Source organism: Streptomyces sp. LS-MS-L19 (assembly GCF_058382285.1).
The window spans coordinates 966,278-986,525 of record NZ_JBYCLL010000001.1; the positions used below are offsets into that span (position 1 = coordinate 966,278).

Annotated in this window: 16 protein-coding genes; 11 read left to right on the top strand and 5 right to left on the bottom strand. The window is 70.9% G+C overall.

Annotated elements, in window-relative coordinates; all coding sequences use genetic code 11:
- Nucleotides 1-69: 69 nt before the first annotated feature.
- Nucleotides 70-1,095, top strand: coding sequence for a LacI family DNA-binding transcriptional regulator (locus tag AC2XR2_RS04290; RefSeq protein ID WP_381307051.1), 1,026 nt, complete (start codon nt 70-72; stop codon nt 1,093-1,095).
- Here AC2XR2_RS04290 and AC2XR2_RS04295 read toward each other — a convergent pair.
- Nucleotides 1,072-5,025, bottom strand: a complete 3,954-nt coding sequence (locus tag AC2XR2_RS04295; protein WP_491514314.1) for a glycosyl hydrolase — start codon at nt 5,023-5,025, stop codon at nt 1,072-1,074. The two genes, AC2XR2_RS04290 and AC2XR2_RS04295, sit on opposite strands and share 24 nt — an antisense overlap.
- 240 nt (nt 5,026-5,265) lie before the next feature.
- On the opposite strand from AC2XR2_RS04295, the gene AC2XR2_RS04300 reads away from it, so the two are divergent.
- Together AC2XR2_RS04300 and AC2XR2_RS04305 are read left to right on the top strand one after the other, a co-directional pair.
- Nucleotides 5,266-6,564, top strand: coding sequence for an MFS transporter (locus AC2XR2_RS04300; RefSeq protein WP_381307046.1), 1,299 nt, complete (start codon nt 5,266-5,268; stop codon nt 6,562-6,564).
- 25 nt (nt 6,565-6,589) lie between these two features.
- The gene (locus AC2XR2_RS04305) at nt 6,590-8,062 is read left to right on the top strand and encodes an arabinose isomerase (RefSeq protein ID WP_491514315.1); all 1,473 of its coding nucleotides are present in this window, start codon (nt 6,590-6,592) and stop codon (nt 8,060-8,062) included.
- Nucleotides 8,063-8,417: 355 nt separating this feature from the next.
- Here the strand turns inward: AC2XR2_RS04305 and AC2XR2_RS04310 are convergent, their stop codons facing one another.
- A complete protein-coding gene (locus tag AC2XR2_RS04310) occupies nt 8,418-9,173 on the bottom strand; it encodes a FadR/GntR family transcriptional regulator (protein WP_356463477.1) in 756 nt (251 codons plus the stop codon).
- Between the two features lie 244 nt (nt 9,174-9,417).
- Between AC2XR2_RS04310 and AC2XR2_RS04315 the strand changes: the two genes are divergently transcribed.
- Genes AC2XR2_RS04315 through AC2XR2_RS04340 form a run of 6 tightly spaced genes read left to right on the top strand, consistent with a single transcriptional unit; the run spans nt 9,418 to nt 16,104 of the window.
- The gene (locus tag AC2XR2_RS04315; protein ID WP_491514316.1) at nt 9,418-10,314 is read left to right on the top strand and encodes a proline iminopeptidase-family hydrolase; all 897 of its coding nucleotides are present in this window, start codon (nt 9,418-9,420) and stop codon (nt 10,312-10,314) included.
- Between the two features lie 17 nt (nt 10,315-10,331).
- Nucleotides 10,332-12,053, top strand: a complete 1,722-nt coding sequence (locus AC2XR2_RS04320) for an ABC transporter substrate-binding protein (RefSeq protein ID WP_491514317.1) — start codon at nt 10,332-10,334, stop codon at nt 12,051-12,053.
- On the top strand, nt 12,041-13,066 hold the full coding sequence (locus AC2XR2_RS04325) for an ABC transporter permease (RefSeq protein ID WP_491514318.1): 1,026 nt from the start codon (nt 12,041-12,043) through the stop codon (nt 13,064-13,066). The genes AC2XR2_RS04320 and AC2XR2_RS04325 overlap by 13 nt, the downstream gene beginning before the upstream one ends.
- A 2-nt stretch (nt 13,067-13,068) precedes the next feature.
- Complete coding sequence (locus AC2XR2_RS04330; protein ID WP_381309119.1) at nt 13,069-14,037, top strand: ABC transporter permease; 969 nt, start codon at nt 13,069-13,071, stop codon at nt 14,035-14,037.
- Nucleotides 14,030-15,058 carry an ABC transporter ATP-binding protein gene (locus tag AC2XR2_RS04335; RefSeq protein WP_381309116.1) on the top strand — a complete coding sequence of 343 codons (1,029 nt, stop codon included), beginning with the start codon at nt 14,030-14,032 and terminating at the stop codon, nt 15,056-15,058. The genes AC2XR2_RS04330 and AC2XR2_RS04335 overlap by 8 nt, the downstream gene beginning before the upstream one ends.
- Nucleotides 15,055-16,104, top strand: coding sequence for an ABC transporter ATP-binding protein (locus AC2XR2_RS04340; protein WP_381309114.1), 1,050 nt, complete (start codon nt 15,055-15,057; stop codon nt 16,102-16,104). Before AC2XR2_RS04335 ends, AC2XR2_RS04340 begins: the two co-directional genes overlap by 4 nt.
- Nucleotides 16,105-16,166: 62 nt before the next feature.
- Here the strand turns inward: AC2XR2_RS04340 and AC2XR2_RS04345 are convergent, their stop codons facing one another.
- The 3 genes from AC2XR2_RS04345 to AC2XR2_RS04355 all read right to left on the bottom strand — a co-directional run bounded on the left by AC2XR2_RS04345 (nt 16,167) and on the right by AC2XR2_RS04355 (nt 18,445).
- The gene (locus AC2XR2_RS04345) at nt 16,167-16,637 is read right to left on the bottom strand and encodes a carboxymuconolactone decarboxylase family protein (protein WP_491514319.1); all 471 of its coding nucleotides are present in this window, start codon (nt 16,635-16,637) and stop codon (nt 16,167-16,169) included.
- Nucleotides 16,638-16,727: 90 nt separating this feature from the next.
- Nucleotides 16,728-17,468, bottom strand: coding sequence for a restriction endonuclease (locus tag AC2XR2_RS04350; protein ID WP_491514320.1), 741 nt, complete (start codon nt 17,466-17,468; stop codon nt 16,728-16,730).
- A complete protein-coding gene (locus AC2XR2_RS04355) occupies nt 17,390-18,445 on the bottom strand; it encodes a glycoside hydrolase family 5 protein (protein WP_381300970.1) in 1,056 nt (351 codons plus the stop codon). Before AC2XR2_RS04355 ends, AC2XR2_RS04350 begins: the two co-directional genes overlap by 79 nt.
- A 148-nt stretch (nt 18,446-18,593) precedes the next feature.
- On the opposite strand from AC2XR2_RS04355, the gene AC2XR2_RS04360 reads away from it, so the two are divergent.
- Both AC2XR2_RS04360 and AC2XR2_RS04365 read left to right on the top strand, forming a co-directional pair.
- Nucleotides 18,594-19,640: a LacI family DNA-binding transcriptional regulator gene (locus AC2XR2_RS04360; RefSeq protein ID WP_449352776.1), complete on the top strand. Its 1,047-nt coding sequence runs from the start codon at nt 18,594-18,596 to the stop codon at nt 19,638-19,640.
- A gap of 64 nt (nt 19,641-19,704) precedes the next feature.
- Nucleotides 19,705-20,235: an AAA family ATPase gene (locus tag AC2XR2_RS04365; RefSeq protein ID WP_491514321.1), complete on the top strand. Its 531-nt coding sequence runs from the start codon at nt 19,705-19,707 to the stop codon at nt 20,233-20,235.
- Nucleotides 20,236-20,248: the final 13 nt, after the last annotated feature.

A 20,248-nucleotide genomic window follows, 5' to 3' on the forward strand; every position in this document is an offset into this window, starting at 1 on the left:
CGAAAAACGTTTCACGTTCCGCGAGGGTAGACTTGCGTCGCCCGGTCAACCGGCCGCAACAGCGAGGGGGTGGACGCCATTTCGCTTCGCCCCGCCCGAATCCAGGACGTCGCCGCCGCCGCCGGAGTCTCGGTGTCCACGGTGTCCAACGTCCTGAACCGGCCGGAGCGGGTCAATGCCCGCACCGCCGAGCGGGTCCGTGACGCGGTCGCCGCCCTCGACTACGTCCCGCACCCGGGAGCCGCCGGGCTGCGCACCGGCCACTCCTCGTCGATCGGCCTCGTCCTCCCGGACGTGGCCAACTCGTTCTACTCACGCATCGCGCGCGGTGCCGCGGACGCGGCGTACGAACACGGCTACTCCCTCGTGCTCTGCGACAGCGGGGACGCACCGGAGCGCGAGCAGGGCTACTTCACCATGCTGGTCGAGCAGCGGGCCGTGGGCGCGGTGGTGGTCCCGCTGAGTGCCGACCCGACCCGGCTGTCTCGGCTGCGCGAGCGGGGGATCCCGCTGGTCCTGGCGGACCGCGCGATGCCCGCCCAGGAGGGCTGTTCGGTGTCGGTGGACGACATCGCGGGCGGCCGCATGGCCGTGCAGCACCTGCTGGACCGGGGCGCACGAGACATCCTCGTCGTCAACGGCGACCGCACGATCCGCCAGTGCGCCGACCGCTACCAGGGCGCCCGCCAGGCCGTGCGCACCCGGCGCGAGGCCCGCCTCGGCCAGGTCGTCGCCGAGGAGATGACGGTGGCGTACGGCACCGCCATAGCCCGCAGTCTCGACGAGCTGCCCGACGGTGTCTTCTGCACCAACGACTTCCTCGCGGCGGGACTGTGCCGCGCACTCGGCGAGCTCGGGGTGAAGGTCCCGGAGGACGTGCAGGTGGTCGGTTACGGCGACCTGGACATCGCGAGCTTCGTCGGCACGACCCTCACAACGGTCCGCCAGCCCGTCGAGGAGCTGGGCAGGGCGGCCGTGGAGATGCTCCTCGACGAGGTGGAGGCCCGCGCGGAACACGCCCACGAGGCACGGGTGTTCGCGCCGGGCCTCGTCCTGCGGGACTCCACCCGCTCAGCCTCGGACGGGCCTTTCTAGCGTCACCGGGCCCAGCAGACCGGACGGCAGCTGCGAGGGGAACGCCCAGGCGGTCGGGGTGGCTTCGGCGAGATAGGGCGCCAAGGTGTTGTGGACGGTCACCTCGAGACGCACGGTACGCCCGGCGCTGCCCCGCAGTTCGAAGCGGTACGGCGCGCAGAACGCCTCGCCGACGAGGTCACCGTCGACGGACACCGCCACGCTGCCGCGCACCCGGCCCAGATCCAGCACGGGGTCCTCCCCGGCCGGCACCTCGAGCGTCCGCGCATAGGTCACGCCTCCGCTCCAGCCGCCCATCCCCAGCTCACCCCACTCCCCCAGCGGCAGGGGAGCGGGAACCGTGCGCACCCGCACCGGCCCGCGCCAGGCCGAACCGCCGCGCAGGACGGCGGAGGGGGCGGTGATCACCTCGAACTCCGTTGCCACACCCAGTGGTTGATTCAGCGTCAACTCCGACCCGTCCAGCCGGATTTCATCACCGCCGTCGATCCTCACCCGGGCGGGCAGTTCCAGTGGCAGGTCCAGGGAGACGGTCCCCGCCGGCACGGTGAACCGGAAGCGCTGCTCGGCCTCCCGGACGTCGTCGGTGGACCGCAGCGCCAGTACGGCGGAGCCGAGCACCGGGGCTCCGGCCAGCCACTCGGCCTCGGGCAGCGGGTGCGGTCGTACGGCTGCGCCGCAGTGCTGCAACTCCCCCCAGCGGCCCTCGTGTTCGACGGTGAGCCCGCTCCACTCCCCCGTCCGGACCTCCCAGCCTGGGCCGCTGACCAGGGCGGTGGTGTCCGCCACCAGGTCGACGAACACCGTGTCCCGGGCGTCCATGCTGTCGGCCACGACGTCGAGGACGTGGTCGCCGCCGCTCAGCGTCAGTTCGTGCTGGAAGAACATCGGCACCGCGCCCCAGTCGGACTCGTAGTACTCCGTCTTCTCCTGCCGCGCCACGACGGCCCCGTCGAGCAGGACGGTCACGCCCACCGCGGCACCCACGACGAGGACCGCCGCAGCGCCCTGGCCCGGCGCACTGATGCGGCCGCGGTAGGTCACGCTGCCGTCCGGCCGTACGCCGTCGGGGACCCGCATGAACAGCGGGCGCGGGGCGAACCCGTCCGGACGGGACAGGCAGAAGAAGCTGCCCAGCGGGGTGCCTGTGGCACCGGAGATGGTCTGCGGACGGTCCTGGGCGTCGGTCAGCTCGTACTCGAGGACGTTGCGCGCCCGCTCGACCTCCAGCCGGGCGGAGGCCAGATAGCCGCCGCCGGTCTCGACCGCGCTCCCGTTCCACCACACGCGTTTGGCCGCGGCCGCGCCGATGTGCAGGTCGGCGGGCCCGCGGTGGTCGGTCTCCACGACGGTCCTGACCCGGGCGACGGTTCCGCCGACAGGCACGGGCACCCGCACGAACTCCTCGGGCACCAGCCCCTTGTTGCCCAGCAGCCCGTCCGGGTCCGGGATGCCGCGACTCGACGAGTACAGCGAGACCTCCCAGTGCGCGGGCGCCAACTCCTCTTCCCCGGAGAGGACTTGGGCGACGGCGGCCGGATCGAGGGGATCGGGTGCCTGTGCGGACGGCACGGGCGGGAGGACGCGGACCCGGTTGCCGTAGGTCACGCGTGCCGTCCCCCAGGGGCCGTCGCCCTCGCTCCACCGCATGGTCCAGATCTGCGGTTCGGCGACGGACGATCCGGCGGGCAGCGCCAGGTCGCCCCAGGTGTTGTCCATGGTGGGGACGAGGCGGCCCTCCCACCCGGTCGACAGGTCGACGGACTCCGACGACCCGGGCGGCGAGGGCAGGGGGGCGCCGTCCGCCGGAGCTCCTTCGCGCCATACGACGAGGGCGGCGGGGGCGCCGTGCAGGGGCACCTCGATGGTGGAGACGCCGTCGGTGACCGTGACGCGTCCCGGGGTGCGGCTGCCGGTCGCCGGGTTCCAGATCTCGGCCTCGGCGACCGGGCCCCGCACGGTGACGGTGGAGCGGCGGGCGTAGCGGGCGGGGTCGATCTCGTGACGGCCCTTCGGCGGGTGCGTACGGGCGTCGGGGAAGGCCGCCGTGACCAGTGCGACCGCCATGTCGCCCTGCCTTCGGACGAGCAGCGGCACCTCCCCCGTGGCGTATCCGGCGGCGTCGGCGACCGCGGCCGCGCCGGCCTCGGCGTCGGGCACCCGCTCCAGGCGCGGATGGTCCAGCAGCGCGGCCACGACGGAGTCGTCACCGGACAGCCCCGAGGCGTGCGCCGGCGGTCGGCCGACGACCACGACCCGGCCTCCGGCGTCGAGGAGTTCGGTCAGTCGGCGGGCCGTCTCGTGCTCCAGGACGCTCGCCGAGGGCAGGAGGACGGCCGTGTACGCCAGGTCCCGGACGCGCAGGGCGCCGTCACCGGCCTTGGCGCCCTGGACCGAGGCGTCGTCGATGACGTCGAAGGAGACGCGATGGCGGTCGAGGGCGCCGACGGCGGGTTCGAGCCAGTTGTTGGTGCCGCACAGCTCCAGGTAGTGGCGCTGGGTCTCGTCGGCGTCGGTGTGGGGTCCGCCGAGGCGGCCGTCACCGAAGTGCTGGACAGGTGCGTCGAGGGGGATGAGGGACTGCATGGTGGCGGTGGGGTGCAGGACCGCCACGTCGGCGCTGTAGGTGCCCCAGGACAGGATCGAGCAGATCCGGGCGACGGCCCGGGAGAAGGCGGGGTACTGGCGCCAGTAGGGCTGGCGCCAGTCGGTGGACGGGGGCGCCCACTCGAACCAGCCGCCCGCGGTGCCGAAGTAACTGGCGTGCGGGTTGTACAGGTTGGCGCCGCTGCGCAGGAACGGCAGCAGCCAGTCGTAGGTCTCCTCCAGGGTGCCGCCCCAGCCGGAGGAGTGGAACGACTCGATCCAGACGCGCTCGTGGCCGTAGAGGTGGGCCATGGAGGAGTGCACCTTGGCGTCGCCGTGGTGGTCGCTGCCGGCGGCGCTGTACCAGCGGTGGGTACGGAAGTAGTCGGTGTAGAGCTGTGTCGACTGGGCCGGGAAGCCGGAGCGGGCCGGGTGACTCTGGTCGCAGCCCAGGAGCAGGCCGCGCTCCTCGTGCCAGGCGGCGAGCGGGCGGAACAGGGCTTCCTCGGTGAGTTCGGCGCGGACGGCGTAGTAGTCGGCGCGGATCTTGCGGGCCCTCGTCGTGTCGTCTCCCGTGAAGAGGGCCGGGAGGTGGTCGAGGAGGTCGTAGCCGCGCCGGGTCCGGAACTCCTCGGGGAGGCGGGCGGTCCAGGAGTTGGTGGCGGGCAGCTCGTCCTGGAAGCTGCCGGCGATGACGTTGCCGAGGTACTCGGGGACCCGCCGGTCGTACTCGTGATGAATGGCGTCGAACAGGTGGCCGACCGCCTGGGGGTTCAGGTAGTCGAAGGCCGTGGGGACGGCGAGGACCAGGCGTACTTCGGTGCCGTCGGGGGCCGCGATCCGCGCGAGATCGGCCCGGGCGGGGTCCGTGCCGCCGACCTGCAGGCGTGCGCCCGAACGGTCGTACGCCCCCAGCAGGGTCTCCGCGCCGTGCAGCGCGACGGTGCCGCCGGAGACCACGGCGGTGCGCGAGCGCAGGGCCCGGCCCGCGGCCTCGGGGTGGCGTCGGGTGATGCTCCCCTGGACATTGGCGCCGGAGAAGCCGATCTGGTCGTAGAACCACAGGCGGGTGCCCAGGTCACCGGCGATCTCGCAGGCGTCCTGGAAGCGGGCCCACCACTCCTCGCCGAACCACACCGGGTCGTCGGTGCGGGCGCCGAAGGTCGGGCCCGCCGGGGCCAGGTTGATCACCACGAGGTTGTGGACGCCGCCGTCCGCGAACCGGCGCAGCTGCCAGGCGAGGCGGTCGCGGGTGACCTTGGCGCCGGACCACCACCACAGCGGGGTGGGGCCGAAGTCCCGGGGCGGGTTGTCGAACAGCTGTCGCAGAGCTGGAGAGATCACGGATAGGTCCTTCCGACTACGGCCCGGACACTCTCACGGATCAAAAACGTTTTACGTCAGCCTCACCGTAGGACAGTCCCGAGGCACCCACCAGAGCTGCGGGGCCGTCAGGTCATTGCCACGGATGGCCGCATGACGTCTTGTTGGAACGTTTTTACCCTCCTATAGTCGCTGGACATCGGCCGAGAACAGCGACGTCCCCCTCCGCTCGGACCCACTCTCCCCAGACGGAGCCGCATCATGGCCCGAACCTCGCCTGCCCCGAACCAGCCGGAACCGCCCATCGAGAAGCGCCTGTGGAAGGTCGCGACGCTCTCCGGCATGGCGTCCTACCTGGACGCCGCACTCATCGTCAGTATCGGCGTCAACCTGGCCATCTACCGCGACGCCTACGACATGGGCGTCTGGATGGCCGGGGCGATCAGCGCGATCGTCACCATCTGCATCGCCGTCGGCTCTCTGGTCGGCGGACGTCTCGCCGACGTCTTCGGCCGCCGCCGCCTCTACAACCTGGACATCCTCTGCTACGCCGTCGGGGCGGTCGTCATCACCCTGGCGCCCGACGACATCACCCTTCTGGTGGGTGTCCTGCTCGCCGGTCTCGCGGCCGGCGCCGACCTGCCGACGTCCCTGGCCGTGGTCTCGGACGCGGCCCCCGATCACGCCCGGGGGCGGCTCATCGCGTTCACGCAGGTCATGTGGATGATGGGCATCATCGTCGTGGTCTTCGCGGGGTTCGCCCTGTCGGACACCGGCATGCTCGGGGCCCGGCTCATCACCGGCCATCTGGCGGTGGCCGCGCTGCTCACCTGGCATCTGCGCTCCCGGCTGGAACTGGCCACGGGCCCGGATCCGGAGCAGGACCGGGTCCCGGTGGAGAAGCCGGCCGAGCAGCAGGGCGTGGCGCTGAAGAACGTCTGGACCCGCGCCGCCCTGGTGCCCATGCTCGCGACCTTCGCCTTCTACGTCACCTGGGGCCTGGGCGCCAACACCATGGGCCAGTTCACGACGTATCTGCTGGTCACCGTCAGCGGTGCCTCGCAGAGCGTGGCGACCGGCATCAACCTCGCGTGTCTGCCGATCGGTCTGCTGCTGACGCTCGCCTTCGTCCGGATCGCCGACGGCCCCCGTCGCGACCGCATGTTCTACGTCGCCACGGTCGTGCAGATCGCGGCCTTCGCGATCGGCACGCTCACCCTGGGTGCCATCGTCGGATTCCTCGTCTTCTACGTCCTCTACCAGCTGTCCTATCCCTTCGCGGGCGAGGCCAACTACAAGGTGTGGTCGCAGCTGACACTGCCCGCCGACACCCGGGGCACCACGCAGGGGATCACCTACGCCGTCTCCCGCGGGGTCTTCGCGGGCGTCGCGTTCGTCACGCCCGCCCTGCTCGACAGGAGCCCCAGTCTGCTGCTGTGGGTGATCACCGGCTGCATGGCGCTGTCGGCGGTCGCGGGCGTCTACATCGTGCGTGTCCTCGTTCCCCGCGCGTCCCCGGCCGCCACCGCTCCGGCGGACGTCAAGGTCGCGCAGACCTGAACCGAACACCGAAGGAGCGCCGACCATGGCGACGACCGAACCCCTCACGACGTATGCCGGTGAACGGGAAGCCGTGCTGGGCGAGTTGCTCCCGCCCGTGACCCGTCGCCGGCCGCGGATCGGGCTGGTCTCCGGCGGACTGGGCACGTACTGGCCGCAGTTCCCGGGCCTGCTGCCCCAGTTGAAGGAGTCGGCGGCGTATGTCGCCGAGCGGCTGGGTCAGTTGGACGCGGAGGTGACGGACGCCGGGTTCGTCTCCGACGCGCAGGAGGGCGCGGCCGCCGCCGAGCGGCTGCGCCGGGCCGACTGCGATCTGATCGTGCTGTTCCTGACGACGTATCTGACCTCGTCGATGGTGCTGCCGATCGCCCAGCGCACCCACACGCCGGTGCTGGTCGTCGACCTCCAGCCGTCCGAGCGGATGGACCACGCCTCCTTCGACACGGGCGCCTGGCTGGCGTACTGCTCGCAGTGCTCCGTGCCGGAGGTCGGCAATGTCTTCCGGCGGGCCGGGATCCCGTTCCGGTCGGTGTCGGGCTGGCTGCGGCAGGAGTCGGCGTGGCGGCGCGTCGAGCGGTGGGTGCGGGCCGCGCACGTCCGGGCGGCGCTGCGGCACGCCCGGCACGGGCTGATGGGGCACGTGTATCCCGGGATGCTGGACGTGCAGACCGATCCGACGCTGCTGTCGGCGACGTTCGGCTCGCATGTCGAGGTGCTGGAGTTCGACGACCTGCGGCACCGGGTCGAGCGGGTGACCGAGGCGGAGACCCGGGAGCGGGTGGCTCTGGCGCGCAGGATCTTCACGGTCGACGACAGCGTGGTCGACGAGGACTTCGCCTGGGGCGCGACCGTGTCGGTGGCCCTGGACCGGCTGGTGGCGGACTTCGGTCTGGACTCCCTCGCGTACTACCACCGGGGGCTCGACGGCGAGCTGCACGAGCGGCTCGGCGCCGGGATGATCCTGGGTGCCTCGCTGCTCACCGCGCGGGGTGTGCCCGCGGCGGGTGAGTTCGAACTGCGCACCAGCATCGCCCAGTTGGCCTCGCAGAGTGTCGGCGCCGGGGGCTCCTTCACGGAGATCCAGGCGCTGAACTTCGAGGACGGGGTGGTGGAGATGGGCCACGACGGGCCCGCCCACCTGGCACTCAGCTCCCGGGATCCGCTGCTGCGGGGGCTCGGCGTCTATCACGGCAAGCGCGGCTGGGGCGTCAGCGTGGAGTTCGACGTCCGGCAGGGGCCGGTGACCCTGCTCGGTCTCGGCCAGGACGCGGACGGCAGCCTGTCGTTCATCACGTCCGAGGGCACGGTCGTCCCCGGGCCGGTACTGGAGATCGGCAACACGACCAGCCGGGTGGACTTCGGCCGCGATCCCGGCGAGTGGGTCGACGCGTGGAGCGCCACGGGGGTGGGGCATCACTGGTCACTGGCGGTGGGCCATCACGGCGCCGACTTCGGGGCGGCGGCGAGTTTGCTGGGGATCGATCACCGGGAGGTCTAGCGGGGTGGGTGCGGGCGCGGCGCCTGGGGGCTCCGTCGCCTGGGGCTGGACCCGGTGAGGGGCTCCGGCGCTCCAGTCTGGGCGCGGTCAAGGTGACTCCGTCGCTCCCGTCCGGGCGCGCTCAAGGCGCTCCGGTCCGGCGCGGTCAAGGCAACTCCGCCGCCCCAGTCCGGGCGTGGTCAGGGAGCTCCGGTCCGGCGCGGTCAAGGCAACTCCGCTGCCCCGGTCCGGGAGCTCCGGCGCCCGCGGCCAGGGACCTCCGGCGACCTCCGGCGCCCCGGTCCGCGCGCGGTCAAGGTGACTCCAGCCCCCGGTCCGGGCGCGCTCAGACCACCGGCGCCCGGACAAGGCTCGCTCACGGTGACTCCGTCGCCCTCACCCGGGCCAACACCTCCCGGATCATCTCCGCGCTGATCATGAAGTGCTCGCGGGCGATTCCCTCGGCACGCTCCGGCTCGCCCGCGGCGACCGCCTCGTAGAGGGCCGTGTGACCGTGCCCGGCCCTTTCGTGGTGAGACCGCTCGCCCTTTCCCCACGGCTCGACCGGGAAGCCGAGGCTGATCCGGGTCAGCAGGTCCTGACTGAGCTGGGCGATCTGCGGGTTGTGCGTGGCCGCGCAGATCGCCCGGTGGAAGGCGCTGTCGGCGGCCTGCTCCTCGCGGGGCGTGCTCGCGGAGAGGTGGGCGGACAGCGCCTCACGCATCGGCTCCAGGTCCTCGGGCCGGCGGCGCCGGGCGGCCGTCGCGGCCACCATGCCCTCCACCAGACCGCGCAGGTCGAACAGCTGCTCGAACTCCTCCCAGCGGGGCAGCAGCGTTCGGCGGACCGCGGCGCCGGAGGAGTCGGTCCAGCTGTCGCGGACGAACGTGCCGCCGTTGCGTCCCCGGCGGATCTCGACGACCCCCAGTGCCTGGAGGCGGGCCACGGCCTCGCGCACGGTGGGGCGGCTGACGTGCAGCAGTCCGGTGAGTTCACGTTCGGCGGGCAGCCGCTCACCGGGCAGGAAGTCCCCGACGGCGATGGCGGTGAGCAGCCGGTCGGTGACCTCGTCGACCGCCGAGGTCACCCGGACCGGGCGCAGCGAGGCCGTCGGGCCGTCGCCGAGGAGCACACGGTCGAGGACGCGCGAGAACTCGTCACCGGGTTCGGGTGCGGATGTCAGTTGTCCTCCCGTAAGTCGCCGTTTCTGTAAACGAACACGGGCTGTGTGAACCCGCCGTTACGTCTTGCCCTGCCCCACCTAAAAGGTCTTGTGGACTGACCTTTTACCGCTCCACTATCTCACCCATCCGTCACACCCAAACTATTTTTCAGACAGCGGTCGGCTGGTTCCGACCGGTCTGGGAGGCTCTCGCGTGGCGATCCCCGAACCGCACCACACCGGAACCGTCGACTTCCACGGTCATTCCACCTGGTACCGGATCACGGGCGAACCCGGCAGGACACCCCTGGTGGTCCTGCACGGCGGGCCCGGCGCCGGTCACCACTACACGCTCAGCATCGCGGGCATCTCCGAGCAGGGCCGTCCCGTGATCCACTACGACCAGCTCGGCACCGGGTTCTCCACCCATCTGCCCGACAAGGGCGCCGACTTCTGGACCGTCCAGCTCTTCCTCGACGAACTGGACAACCTGCTCGCGGCGTTGGGCATCGCCGACGGCTACCACATCCTCGGCCAGTCCTGGGGCGGCATGCTCGCCGCCGAGCACGCGGTACGGCGCCCCGCCGGACTGCGCGGACTGGTCATCGCCAACTCCCCCGCGTCCATGGGGCTGTGGCTGGAGGCGGCCGCCGAGCTGCGCGCCGGGCTCCCCGAGGAGGTCCAGCACACTCTGCACGCCCACGAGGCCGCCGGGACCACGGACCACCCCGACTACCGGGCGGCCGAACAGGTCTTCAACGAACGCCATGTGTGTCGCTTGACCCCCAACCCGCCCGACGTGCAGGCCACTTGGGACAACATCGCGGCCGATCCGACCGTGTACCACACGATGAACGGCCCGAACGAGTTCCATGTCGTCGGCACCCTCAAGGACTGGTCCGTCATCGACCGGCTGCACCTGATCGAGGTGCCGACCCTGCTGGTGTCCGGACGCTTCGACGAGGCGACCCCCGAGACCGTCCGCCCCTTCGCCGACCACATCCCCGATGTGCGCTGGCACATGTTCGAGCACTCGAGCCACATGCCGCACGTCGAGGAGGAGGAGCTCTACCTCCGGATCGTCGGCGAGTTCCTCGACTCCACCGACTGATCCGGGAGTTGTCCGCCATGTCCCACGCCACCAGACGGGGTGCGCTCGCCGCCGCGACCGTCGCCCTCGCACTCACCGCCGCCGCCTGTTCGTCCTCCTCGGACCCGGGCTCCTCCTCCGGCCCCAGCGCCTCCACCTCCGGGTCCTCCGCCTTCCAGGCCCAGCACAAGGGCGGCACCCTGAAGCTCGTCGCCCACGCGGCCGCGGGCAGCTTCGACCCGCAGGTCAACTACACGCTCCAGTACTGGCAGTTGTTCCAGTCGATGTACGACGGCCTGCTCGCCTTCAAGAAGGTCGACGGGCAGGAGTCCTTCACCGTCGTCCCGGACCTGGCCGGCGCCATGCCGAAGGTGACCAACGGCGGCCGGACGTACACCTTCACGCTCCGCAAGGGCATCACCTTCTCCAACGGCAAGCCGTTGACCACGGACGACGTGGTGGCGTCCTTCCAGCGCATCTTCAAAGTCTCCAGCCCCACCGCGGGCACCTTCTACAACGGGATCGTCGGCGCCGACGCCTGTCTGAAGACGCCCGCCTCCTGCACCCTGTCCAAGGGCGTGATCGGAGACGCCAAGGCCAACACGGTCACCGTCAACCTGACCGCCCCGGACCCGGAGTTCGAGTACAAGCTGGCCGTCCCGCACGCCGTCGTCGTACCGAAGGACTCGCCGACGAAGGACGCCGGGACCAAGCCGCTGCCGTCGACCGGCCCGTACATGGCGGCGTCGTACGACCCCAACCGGGCGCTGAAGCTGGTGCGCAACCCGCACTTCAAGGAGTGGTCCCGGGAGGCCGAGCCGCAGGGCTACCCGGACGTCATCGACTACACCTTCGGGCAGACCGTCGAGTCCGAGGTGACCGCCGTGGAGAACGGCCAGGCGGACTGGATGTTCGACGCCCCGCCCGCCGACCGCCTGGGCGAGATCGGCACCAAGTACGCCTCTCAGGCGCATGTGAACCCGCTGACGGCGTTCTGGTACGCGACGCTCAACGTCAACATGGCCCCGTTCGACAACAAGTTGGCGCGTCAGGCGATCAACTGGGCCGTGGACCGCTCCGCCGTGGTGCGGCTGTACGGCGGCACCAACCTCGCCTCGCCCGCGTGCACGATCCTGCCGCCGGGCTTCCCCGGGCACGTCGACTCCTGCGACTACACCAAGGGTGGGGGTACGACCTGGAGGGCGGCGGATCTCGCCAAGGCGAAGGCGCTGGTGAAGCAGTCCGGCACGGCGGGTCAGGAGGTCGGGATCGTCACGCAGGACGACGACGTGAACAAGTCGATCGGGCAGTACCTGCAGAGCCTGCTCACGCAGCTGGGCTACAAGGCGACCCTCAAGCCGCTGTCGGGGAACATCCAGTTCACCTACATCCAGAACACCAAGAACAAGGTGCAGCTGGCCCTGACGTCCTGGTACCAGGACTATCCGGCGGCCTCCGACTTCCTCAACGTGCTGCTGTCCTGTGCGAGTTACCACCCCGGCAGCGACTCCAGCATCAACATCTCCGGGTTCTGCGACAAGGGCATCGACGCGAAGATGCAGGCGGCGATCAAGACCTCGGAGACCGACAAGGCGAGCGCGGACAAGCAGTGGGGTGCCGTCGACCAGCAGATCATGGGCGAGTCCCCGGTGGTCCCGCTGATCAACCCGAAGATGATCGACTTCACGTCGACGCGGGTCGGCAACTACCGGTTCAGCAAGCAGTTCTACATGCTGGTCGGGCAGCTGTGGGTGAAGTGACCCTCGCCCCGTCGCCAGGGGCCCGGCGCTCGCCGGGCCCCTGGCGGACCGCCGCCGACGACCTGCTGCGCAACAAGTCGGCCCTGGCCGCGGCGGCGGTCCTGCTCCTCGTCGTCCTGGCGAGCCTGTGCGCCCCGCTGTACGCGGACCACATCGCCCACAGCGACCCGTTCCAGTCCCATGTCTCCGGCACCACGGTCGTGGACGGGAAGACGGTGCCGGTGCTCACCCCGAGCAGCACCGGCCTCGGCCTCGGCGTCACCCCGATCGGCCCGACCTGGGACCCCGGCCACTACTTCCTCGGCGCCGACAACCAGGGCCGCGACGTCATGGCGCGGCTGCTGTACGGCGGCCGTACGAGCCTGTTCATCGGGTTCACGGCGGCACTGCTCACCTGCCTCCTCGGCACGGTGGTGGGGGTCGTCGCCGGATACGCGGGCGGTGTCGTGGACGCCGTCATCTCCCGGCTCCTGGACGTCATCTGGGCGTTCCCGGTGTACCTGCTGGCCGTCTGCCTGTCGGTGGTGCTGCTCACCAACGGCCTCAGACTGGGCCCGGTGACCGTCGACGCCGGAAGTCTCTGGCTGCCCGTCACGATCATCGCGGCGATCTATGTCCCGTACATCGCACGGCCGTTGCGCGGTCAGGTGCTGGTGCTGCGCAACAAGGAGTACATCCAGGCGGCCGTGGGCTCGGGCGCGCCCACCTCGCGGATCCTGCGCCGGGAGGTGCTACCGAACGTGGTGCCCACCGCGATCGTGTTCGTCCCGCTGATGACCGCGCTGGCCATGCTCACCGAATCCGCCCTCTCCTTCCTGTCCGTCGGTGTCCAGCCGCCCGACGCCAGTTGGGGCACGATCATCGAGGACGGTCTGGGGCTCCTGTACACCCGGCCCGCCGTGACGATCGCGCCCGGTCTGCTCATCGCGCTGACCACGGCCGCGCTCAACGTCCTCGGCGACGGGGTGCGGGACGCGCTCGACCCGGGCGCCCGGCTGCGCGGAGGGGTGTGACCATGCTCGTCTTCGCCCTCAAGCGCTTCGGCTCGGCCCTGCTGGTGATGTTCGCGATCAGTGTGCTGGTGTTCCTGATCTTCTTCGCCACGCCGGGAGTCGATCCCGCGGCCCGGATCGCCGGCCGCAACGCCGACCCGGCCACGCTCGCCCAGGTACGGCACTCCTTCGGCCTGGACCGGCCGATGCCCGTCCGCTATCTGCTGATGATGCGTCATCTGCTGATCGACCGGGACCTGGAGTCGTTCGTCAACCGCGGCTCGCGGGTCATCCCGCAGATCGTCCAGGCGACCCCGGTGACGCTGTCCCTGGTCGTCGGCGCGGCCCTGATCTGGATGACGGCGGGCATCCTCATGGGCACGGCCGCGGCGACCCTGCGCGGCAAGGCCGCCGACCCGATCATCATGCTCGTCGGCGTGGTCGGGGTGTCCCTCCCGGCCTACTGGCTCGGCGAGGTCGTCAACCTCCTCACCCAGAAGCAGCTGCACGACTCGCTCTTCTCCTGGGTGCCCCCGCCCGGCTACGTCGGCCTCGGCCAGGACCCCGGCCAGTGGGCGCTGCACCTGCTCTTCCCCTGGCTGACCCTGGCCCTGCTGTACGCCGGGATCTACGCCCGGCTGCTGCGCGGGGAGATCGTCACCGCGCTGAACGAGGACTACGTCCGTACGGCCCGCGCCAAGGGCCTGTCCGAGCGGCGGATCCTGCTCCGGCACGCCCTGCGCTGCTCGCTGATCCCGATCGTGTCGCTGTTCGGCCTGGACTTCGGGGCGCTGGTGGGCGGGGCCGCACTCCTCACCGAAGTCGTCTTCGGCCTGCCCGGCATCGGCAAGCTCACCTTCGACGCCCTCCAGAACCTCGACCTGCCCGTGATCATGGGGACCGTCCTGTACGCGGCGTTCTTCGTGGTCCTCGCCAACGCCCTGGTGGACATCCTGTACGCGCGACTCGATCCGAGGGCCCGCCATGCCTGAACCGCTCCTCGACGTACGTGACTTGAGTGTCCGCTTCCGCACCCGCCGGGGATCCGTCACCGCGGTCGACAAGGTCTCCTTCTCCGTCGCCCCCGGTGAAGTCCTGGGTGTGGTGGGCGAGTCGGGCTCCGGCAAGAGCGTGTCGATGCTGGCCGTCCTGCGGCTGCTCACCAACCCGAACGTGACCGTGTCGGGCGAGGTCCTCTTCCGCGGACGCGACCTGCTCGCGCTGCCCGACAAGGAGATGCGCGCGGTGCGCGGCCGGGAGATCGCGATGGTCTTCCAGGACCCGATGACGGCACTGACCCCCGTCCACACCGTCGGTTGGCAGATCGCCGAGGCGATCCGGGCACACGAACAGGTCTCCCGCGGACAGGCGCGGGCCCGGGCGGTCCAGCTCCTCTCGGACGTCGGCATCCCCGACGCGGCCTCACGGGCGGACGCCTACCCGCACGAGTTCTCCGGCGGGATGCGTCAGCGCGCGGTCATCGCGATGGCGCTCTCCTGCAATCCTTCGCTTCTGATCGCCGACGAGCCGACGACGGCGCTCGACGTGACCGTACAGGCGCAGATCCTCGATCTGATGCGGGAGCTCAACGCACGGGGATCCGCGATGGTGCTCATCACCCACGACATGGGCGTGGTCTCCCGGATCGCCGACCGGGTCCTGGTCATGTACGGCGGCCGGGCGGCCGAACAGGGCCCGCGGCAGGCGGTGTTCCACGGCCCGCGGCACCCGTACACCTGGGGGCTGCTCGACTCGGTGCCCCGGGTGAGCGGGGCCCGGCTGCGGCGGCTGCCCACCATCGCCGGGACCCCCGTCGCGCCGGGCGCGGTCCCGGAGGGCTGTGCGTTCGCGCCGCGCTGCCGGCTGCGGCACGAGCGGTGCGAGGAGCGGCCGGCGCTGACCGCGGGCGGCGGTGACACCGCGCATCTGGACGCGTGCTGGCTGCCCTCCGGGGACCGCGCGGGGCTGCGGCTGCGGGCCGGTGAGGACGTGAACGGAGAGGTGAGGTCATGACGGGGCGAGAGATCGTGACGGTGGACGAGGCCCTGCCTCCCGACGGTGCCGAGGCCCTGCCTCCCGGCGGCGGCGAGGTCCTGTTGCGAGCCACGGACGTCACCAAGCACTACCCCGTCCGCGGCAGGCGCCAGGTGCTCCGTGCCGTCGACGGGGTCTCCCTGGAGGTGCGCGGTGGCGAGACCCTCGGCGTCGTCGGGGAGTCCGGCTGCGGCAAGTCCACGCTGGGGCGCTGCCTGGTCCGGCTCACCGAACTCACCTCAGGGAGCGTCGAGTTCGACGGGCAGGACATCTCGACGCTGTCCACGCGACGGCTGCGCCCGGTGCGGCCCGGTATGCAGTTGGTCTTCCAGGACCCGCAGGCCTCGCTCAACCCCCGCCGCCGCGCCGGGGACATCGTGGCCGAACCGCTGCTGGTGCACCGGTACGGCGACGCGGCCGCGGTCCGCCGCCGGGTCGGGGAGCTCTTCGACGTCGTAGGACTGGCGGCGGCCCATCTGGACCGGTATCCGCACGAGTTCTCCGGTGGTCAGCGGCAACGCATCGGGATCGCGCGGGCGTTGGCGACGCAGCCGAAGCTGATCGTGGCCGACGAGCCGGTGTCCGCCCTCGACGTGTCGATCCAGGCGCAGGTGCTCAACCTGTTCGCGGACCTCCAGGAGGAGCTCGGGCTCACCTATGTCTTCATCGCGCACGATCTCGGTGTGGTCCGTCATGTCTCGGACCGGATCGCCGTCATGTATCTCGGTGAGATCGTCGAACTCGGCGGGACGGAGGCGTTGTTCTCGGCCCCGGCGCATCCGTACACGCAGGCCCTGCTGTCGGCGGTGCCGGACATCGATGACGGGACGCTCGCGGACGACGGTCCGTCGCGGGAGCGCATCGTCCTGACCGGGGAGGTGCCGAGTCCGGCGGACAAGCCGACCGGGTGCCCCTTCCGCACGCGGTGTCCCTACGCCCGGGAGCTGTGTGCGGTGGAACGTCCGAGGCTCACGGCGACGGCCTCCGGTCGCGACGTGGCCTGTCACTACCCGCTGGCCGGCTGAGCGCCCGGGGTCTGCAGCCCCCGGGTCGGCCCACCGGCCGTCAGTTCGACTCAGCCTCAGTCTCAGCCGAACTGGCCGACCACGTAGTCGCCGGCCGGCTGCTGGGTCATGACGTTCAGCCGGTTGAAGGCGTTGATGACGGCGATCAGGGAGACCAGGGCGAGGAGTTGCTCCTCGCCGTAGTGCTTGGCGGCGTTCTCCCAGATCTCGTCCGAGACGCCGCTCCCGTCGGCGAGGCGGGTGCCGTGCTCCGCCAGTTCCAGGGCGGCGCGCTCGGCCTCGGTGAAGACCTTGGCCTCACGCCACGCGGCGACCATGTGCAGGCGCTGCGCGGTCTCCCCCGCGGCGGCCGCTTCCTTGGTGTGCATGTCGAGGCAGAACCCGCAGCCGTTGATCTGGCTCGCGCGGATCTTCACCAGCTCCTGGGTGGTCATCGGCAGTCCCGAGTCCGTGACCACCTTGCCCGCCATGGCGAAGTGCTTGAGCAGCTTGCCGGCCAGGGGGCTGGTGAAGACGTCGAGTCGGGCTTCCATGGTGTGCTCCTTCTGCCGTGGTCGATGGCTACACACCTATGACTGCCGGGACCGCCGGTTTGTGACATGCCCGAATGTGACCTGCGTCTCCTAGCCCCCGTAGGCCTGCTTCCAGCGCCTGCGGTGGCGTGCGTCGCCCTGACCGCGGCCGTTCACCTCGCTCAGGGACAGCAGGGACGCCCCGTTGTTCCACAGGCCGAGGTGGTCGCGGTGCACGGCGAGGATGTCGTGCACGAGCGCGAACTTCTCGGAGGGGCCGGTGAAGCGGGAGGTCGTCACGAACACGGCCACGTCGGCGCCGAAGTGCAGCCGGGCGCCCAGGAGTTCGCGCAGTTCGCGGTTGGGGATCGCCCTGTTCGGGGCGTAGCGCTTGCACTGGACGACCATCGTGCGGCCGTCCGGCAGCCGCCCGAGGACGTCGGCGCCGTTGTCGCCGGCGCCGCCCACCCGCCGGACCTCCGTGCATCCGTCCCGCCGACAGAGTCCCGCGACCAGTTCCTCGAGAACATCACCAGGAGGGTCGACGCCACCGCGCCGCCTGCCGCCACCCACCTGATCCGCTGCGCTCGCCGTCCGCGAGCGGCCGTACCCCTTCGACGCCTGGCCACGGCGGCCTCCCCCCTGCGCTCCTACCCGAGTCTGGGCAGCCCGGGGAGGTGTGAGAAGGGCGCGAGTCGGCCATGTCCGAACGGCCGCCGTGCGAGCCGGTCGGCCGCGGCGCCTCGAGGCACCGCGGCCGACCGGGGAACGGGTCAGCCCTTCACGGGCCTGCCGCGGCCCCAGCCCCAGGCGAGGCGGTCGGCGCCGGACTGGTTGGTGGTCTCCAGCCACGGGCGGTTCGCCGGGCCGACGAGCTGCTGCATCGAGTAGATGTCGTCGGTGCGCAGGCCCGGCCAGTACACCGAGCCCATCTTCAGCTCACGGAAGGTGTCGGTGGCGGCCTGGATGAAGTTGACGAAGTTGTCGTCCGGGGTCTTCACGTTGTAGTTCAGGCCGGTCGTCATCGGCGCGCCGAACTCGTCGGCCACGGTCCGGTTCGCGCAGTCGCCGATGCGGGCCTTCACGTCGGCGACCCACTCGTCGTAGGTGGCGTACGACTTCCAGAAGCCGTAGTCGTGCAGCGACAGGTAGGTGCCCTTCAGGCGGGGGTCGGCGCACACCGTGGTGACGTGGTCGTTGTAGCCGGCGCCGCTGACGAAGACGCGGTTGCGCGGCACGGACTTGTAGGTGTCCAGCCACTTCGCGGCGACGTCCGCCCACTGGGCGTCGGTGTAGCCGTGCGGCTCGTTCATCGGCTCGAAGTAGACCCGGGAGTTGCCCTTGTAGGCCTTGACGACGGTGTTCCACATCGGCCAGTAGGTGGCCTCGTCGTCGATGAAGCCGTCCCTGCGGTCGCCGGTGCCCTCCCAGTAGGACACGATGACCTTGAAGCCCTGGGCCGTCGCCGCGTCGATGACACCCCGGTAGGACTTCCAGTAGGTGCCGTTGACGGTGTACGGGTTGATCGGCAGCCGGACGGTGTTGGCGCCGAGGTTGGCGCGGAACGCCGAGATGATCCGGGTCGCCTTGGTGTAGGTCTGGGCGTAGGTGTCCGAGGTCGACAGGCCCGACAGCTGGAGCTCGTCGTCGGCGAAGTTGTCACGCGGGTCCGCCCAGTTGACGCCCTTGAACTGGGTCGTGTCGGTGGTGGGGGCGGCGGACGCCGGGGTGCCGGTGAGGGTGGCGCCGCTGATCGCGGCGATCGCGACGGCGACGAGCGAGGCACGCAGCCTCGGGGCGCGACGGGAACTGGTGGGGGTCTTGCGCATCGACCAAACCCTTTCCGAATGACAGCATGTTTACGTAAACATGACGGCGCCGGAATCGTGGCATCCGCTCCGGCGGCCGTCAAGGTTTCCCCCACGTAACATCCGGTGCGACGCGCAACGCGTTCGTGTGCGTGTGAAGGAGGCAGCAGTGGTGGAGCGGGGAGGTTCCGGTGTCCCCGGCGGGCGGCGCAAGCAGCGGGTGTCCATGGCCGACGTCGCCCAGCGGGCGGGCGTCTCCTCGCAGACGGTCTCGCGGGTCGCCAACGGCCATCCCGGGGTGATCGACTCGACGCGCGAGCAGGTCCTGGCCGCGATGCGGGAACTGGGCTACCGCCCCAACAGTGCCGCGCGGGCGTTGCGGTACGGGCAGTTCAACACCATCGGCGTGATCCTGTTCAGCCTGTCCTCGACGGGCAACAGCCGCACGGTGGAGGCGATCGCGACGCACGCGGCGGCCGAAGGGTACGCGATCACCCTGATCCCGATCGACGTCCCGACCCAGGACAACGTGCTGGGCGCCTTCACGCGGATGGGTGAGCTGGCTGTGGACGCGGTCATCGTCATCATGGAGATCCATCTCCTCGACACGGGGACGGTGCAGCTGCCGCCCGGGGTGCATGTCGTCGTGGTCGACTCGGACGCCGGCGACCGCTACAGCGTGGTCGACACCGACCAGGCGGACGGTGCCCGGAAGGCCGTACGGCATCTGCTCGACCTGGGACACCGGACGGTGTGGCATGTGACGGGCCCGCAGGAGTCCTTCGCGGGGCAGCGGCGGGCGCAGGCCTGGCGGGCGGTGCTCGGGGAGGCGGGGCGGCCGGTGCCGCCCGCGCTGTACGGGGACTGGTCGGCGGAGTCCGGTTACGAGGCCGGGCTCGTGCTTCCCGAACCGCCGGACTGCACGGCCGTGTTCGCCGCCAACGACCAGATGGCGCTGGGCTTGTTGCGGGCCTTCCACGAGCGGGGGCTGTCCGTGCCGTACGACGTCAGCGTGGTGGGTTTCGACGACATCCCCGACGCGGCGTTCTTCGTACCGCCCCTGACCACGGTCCACCAGGACTTCGCCGAGGTCGGCCACCGCTGCGTCCAGAAGGTCCTCCAACAGATCCGCGCGGGCAGCGGCGCGGAGCCGGGCACCGACCTCGTGCCGACGAGTTTGGTGGTGAGGGGGAGCACGGGACCGCCGTCGGTCTGAACGGGACGCGGCATGGTGCAGGATCTGACGGGTCGGTGATCGCAAGGAACTCGGGGGAACTGCTGTGATCGTCTGGATCAACGGCGCGTTCGGCAGCGGGAAGACCACGCTCGTGGAGGAACTGCGGCCGCGGTGGCCCGAGTCACTGGTCTTCGACCCGGAGATGGTCGGCTATGTGCTGCGGGAGATCGTGGAGGTGCCGACCGGCGACTTCCAGGACCTGCGGCTGTGGCGGCGGCAGGTCGCGGAGCTCGCCGTGGGTCTGGTCGAGGAGTACCGGCGCCCGCTGCTCGTGCCCATGACGCTGGTGCAGCCGGGCTATCTGCGCGAGATCTTCGGCGCTCTGAGGGACTCGGACATCGTCGTCCACCACTTCTTCCTCAAGGTCGCGCCGGAGGTGCTGGAGCGGCGGATCGATGGACGGAGCTTCTTCCCCGACGACCCCGCCAGGGAGGAGCGGGTGCGCGCCTGGTGCAAGGCTCGGGTCGAGCCGTGTACGGCCGCGGTCGGAACCCTCCCGGGCGACACGGTGTTGCTGGACGGCGAGTCGAGCCCCGGGGAGTTGGCCGGGCAGGTGCTTGCTCGGGTTGGTTGACCTTGACCCTGGG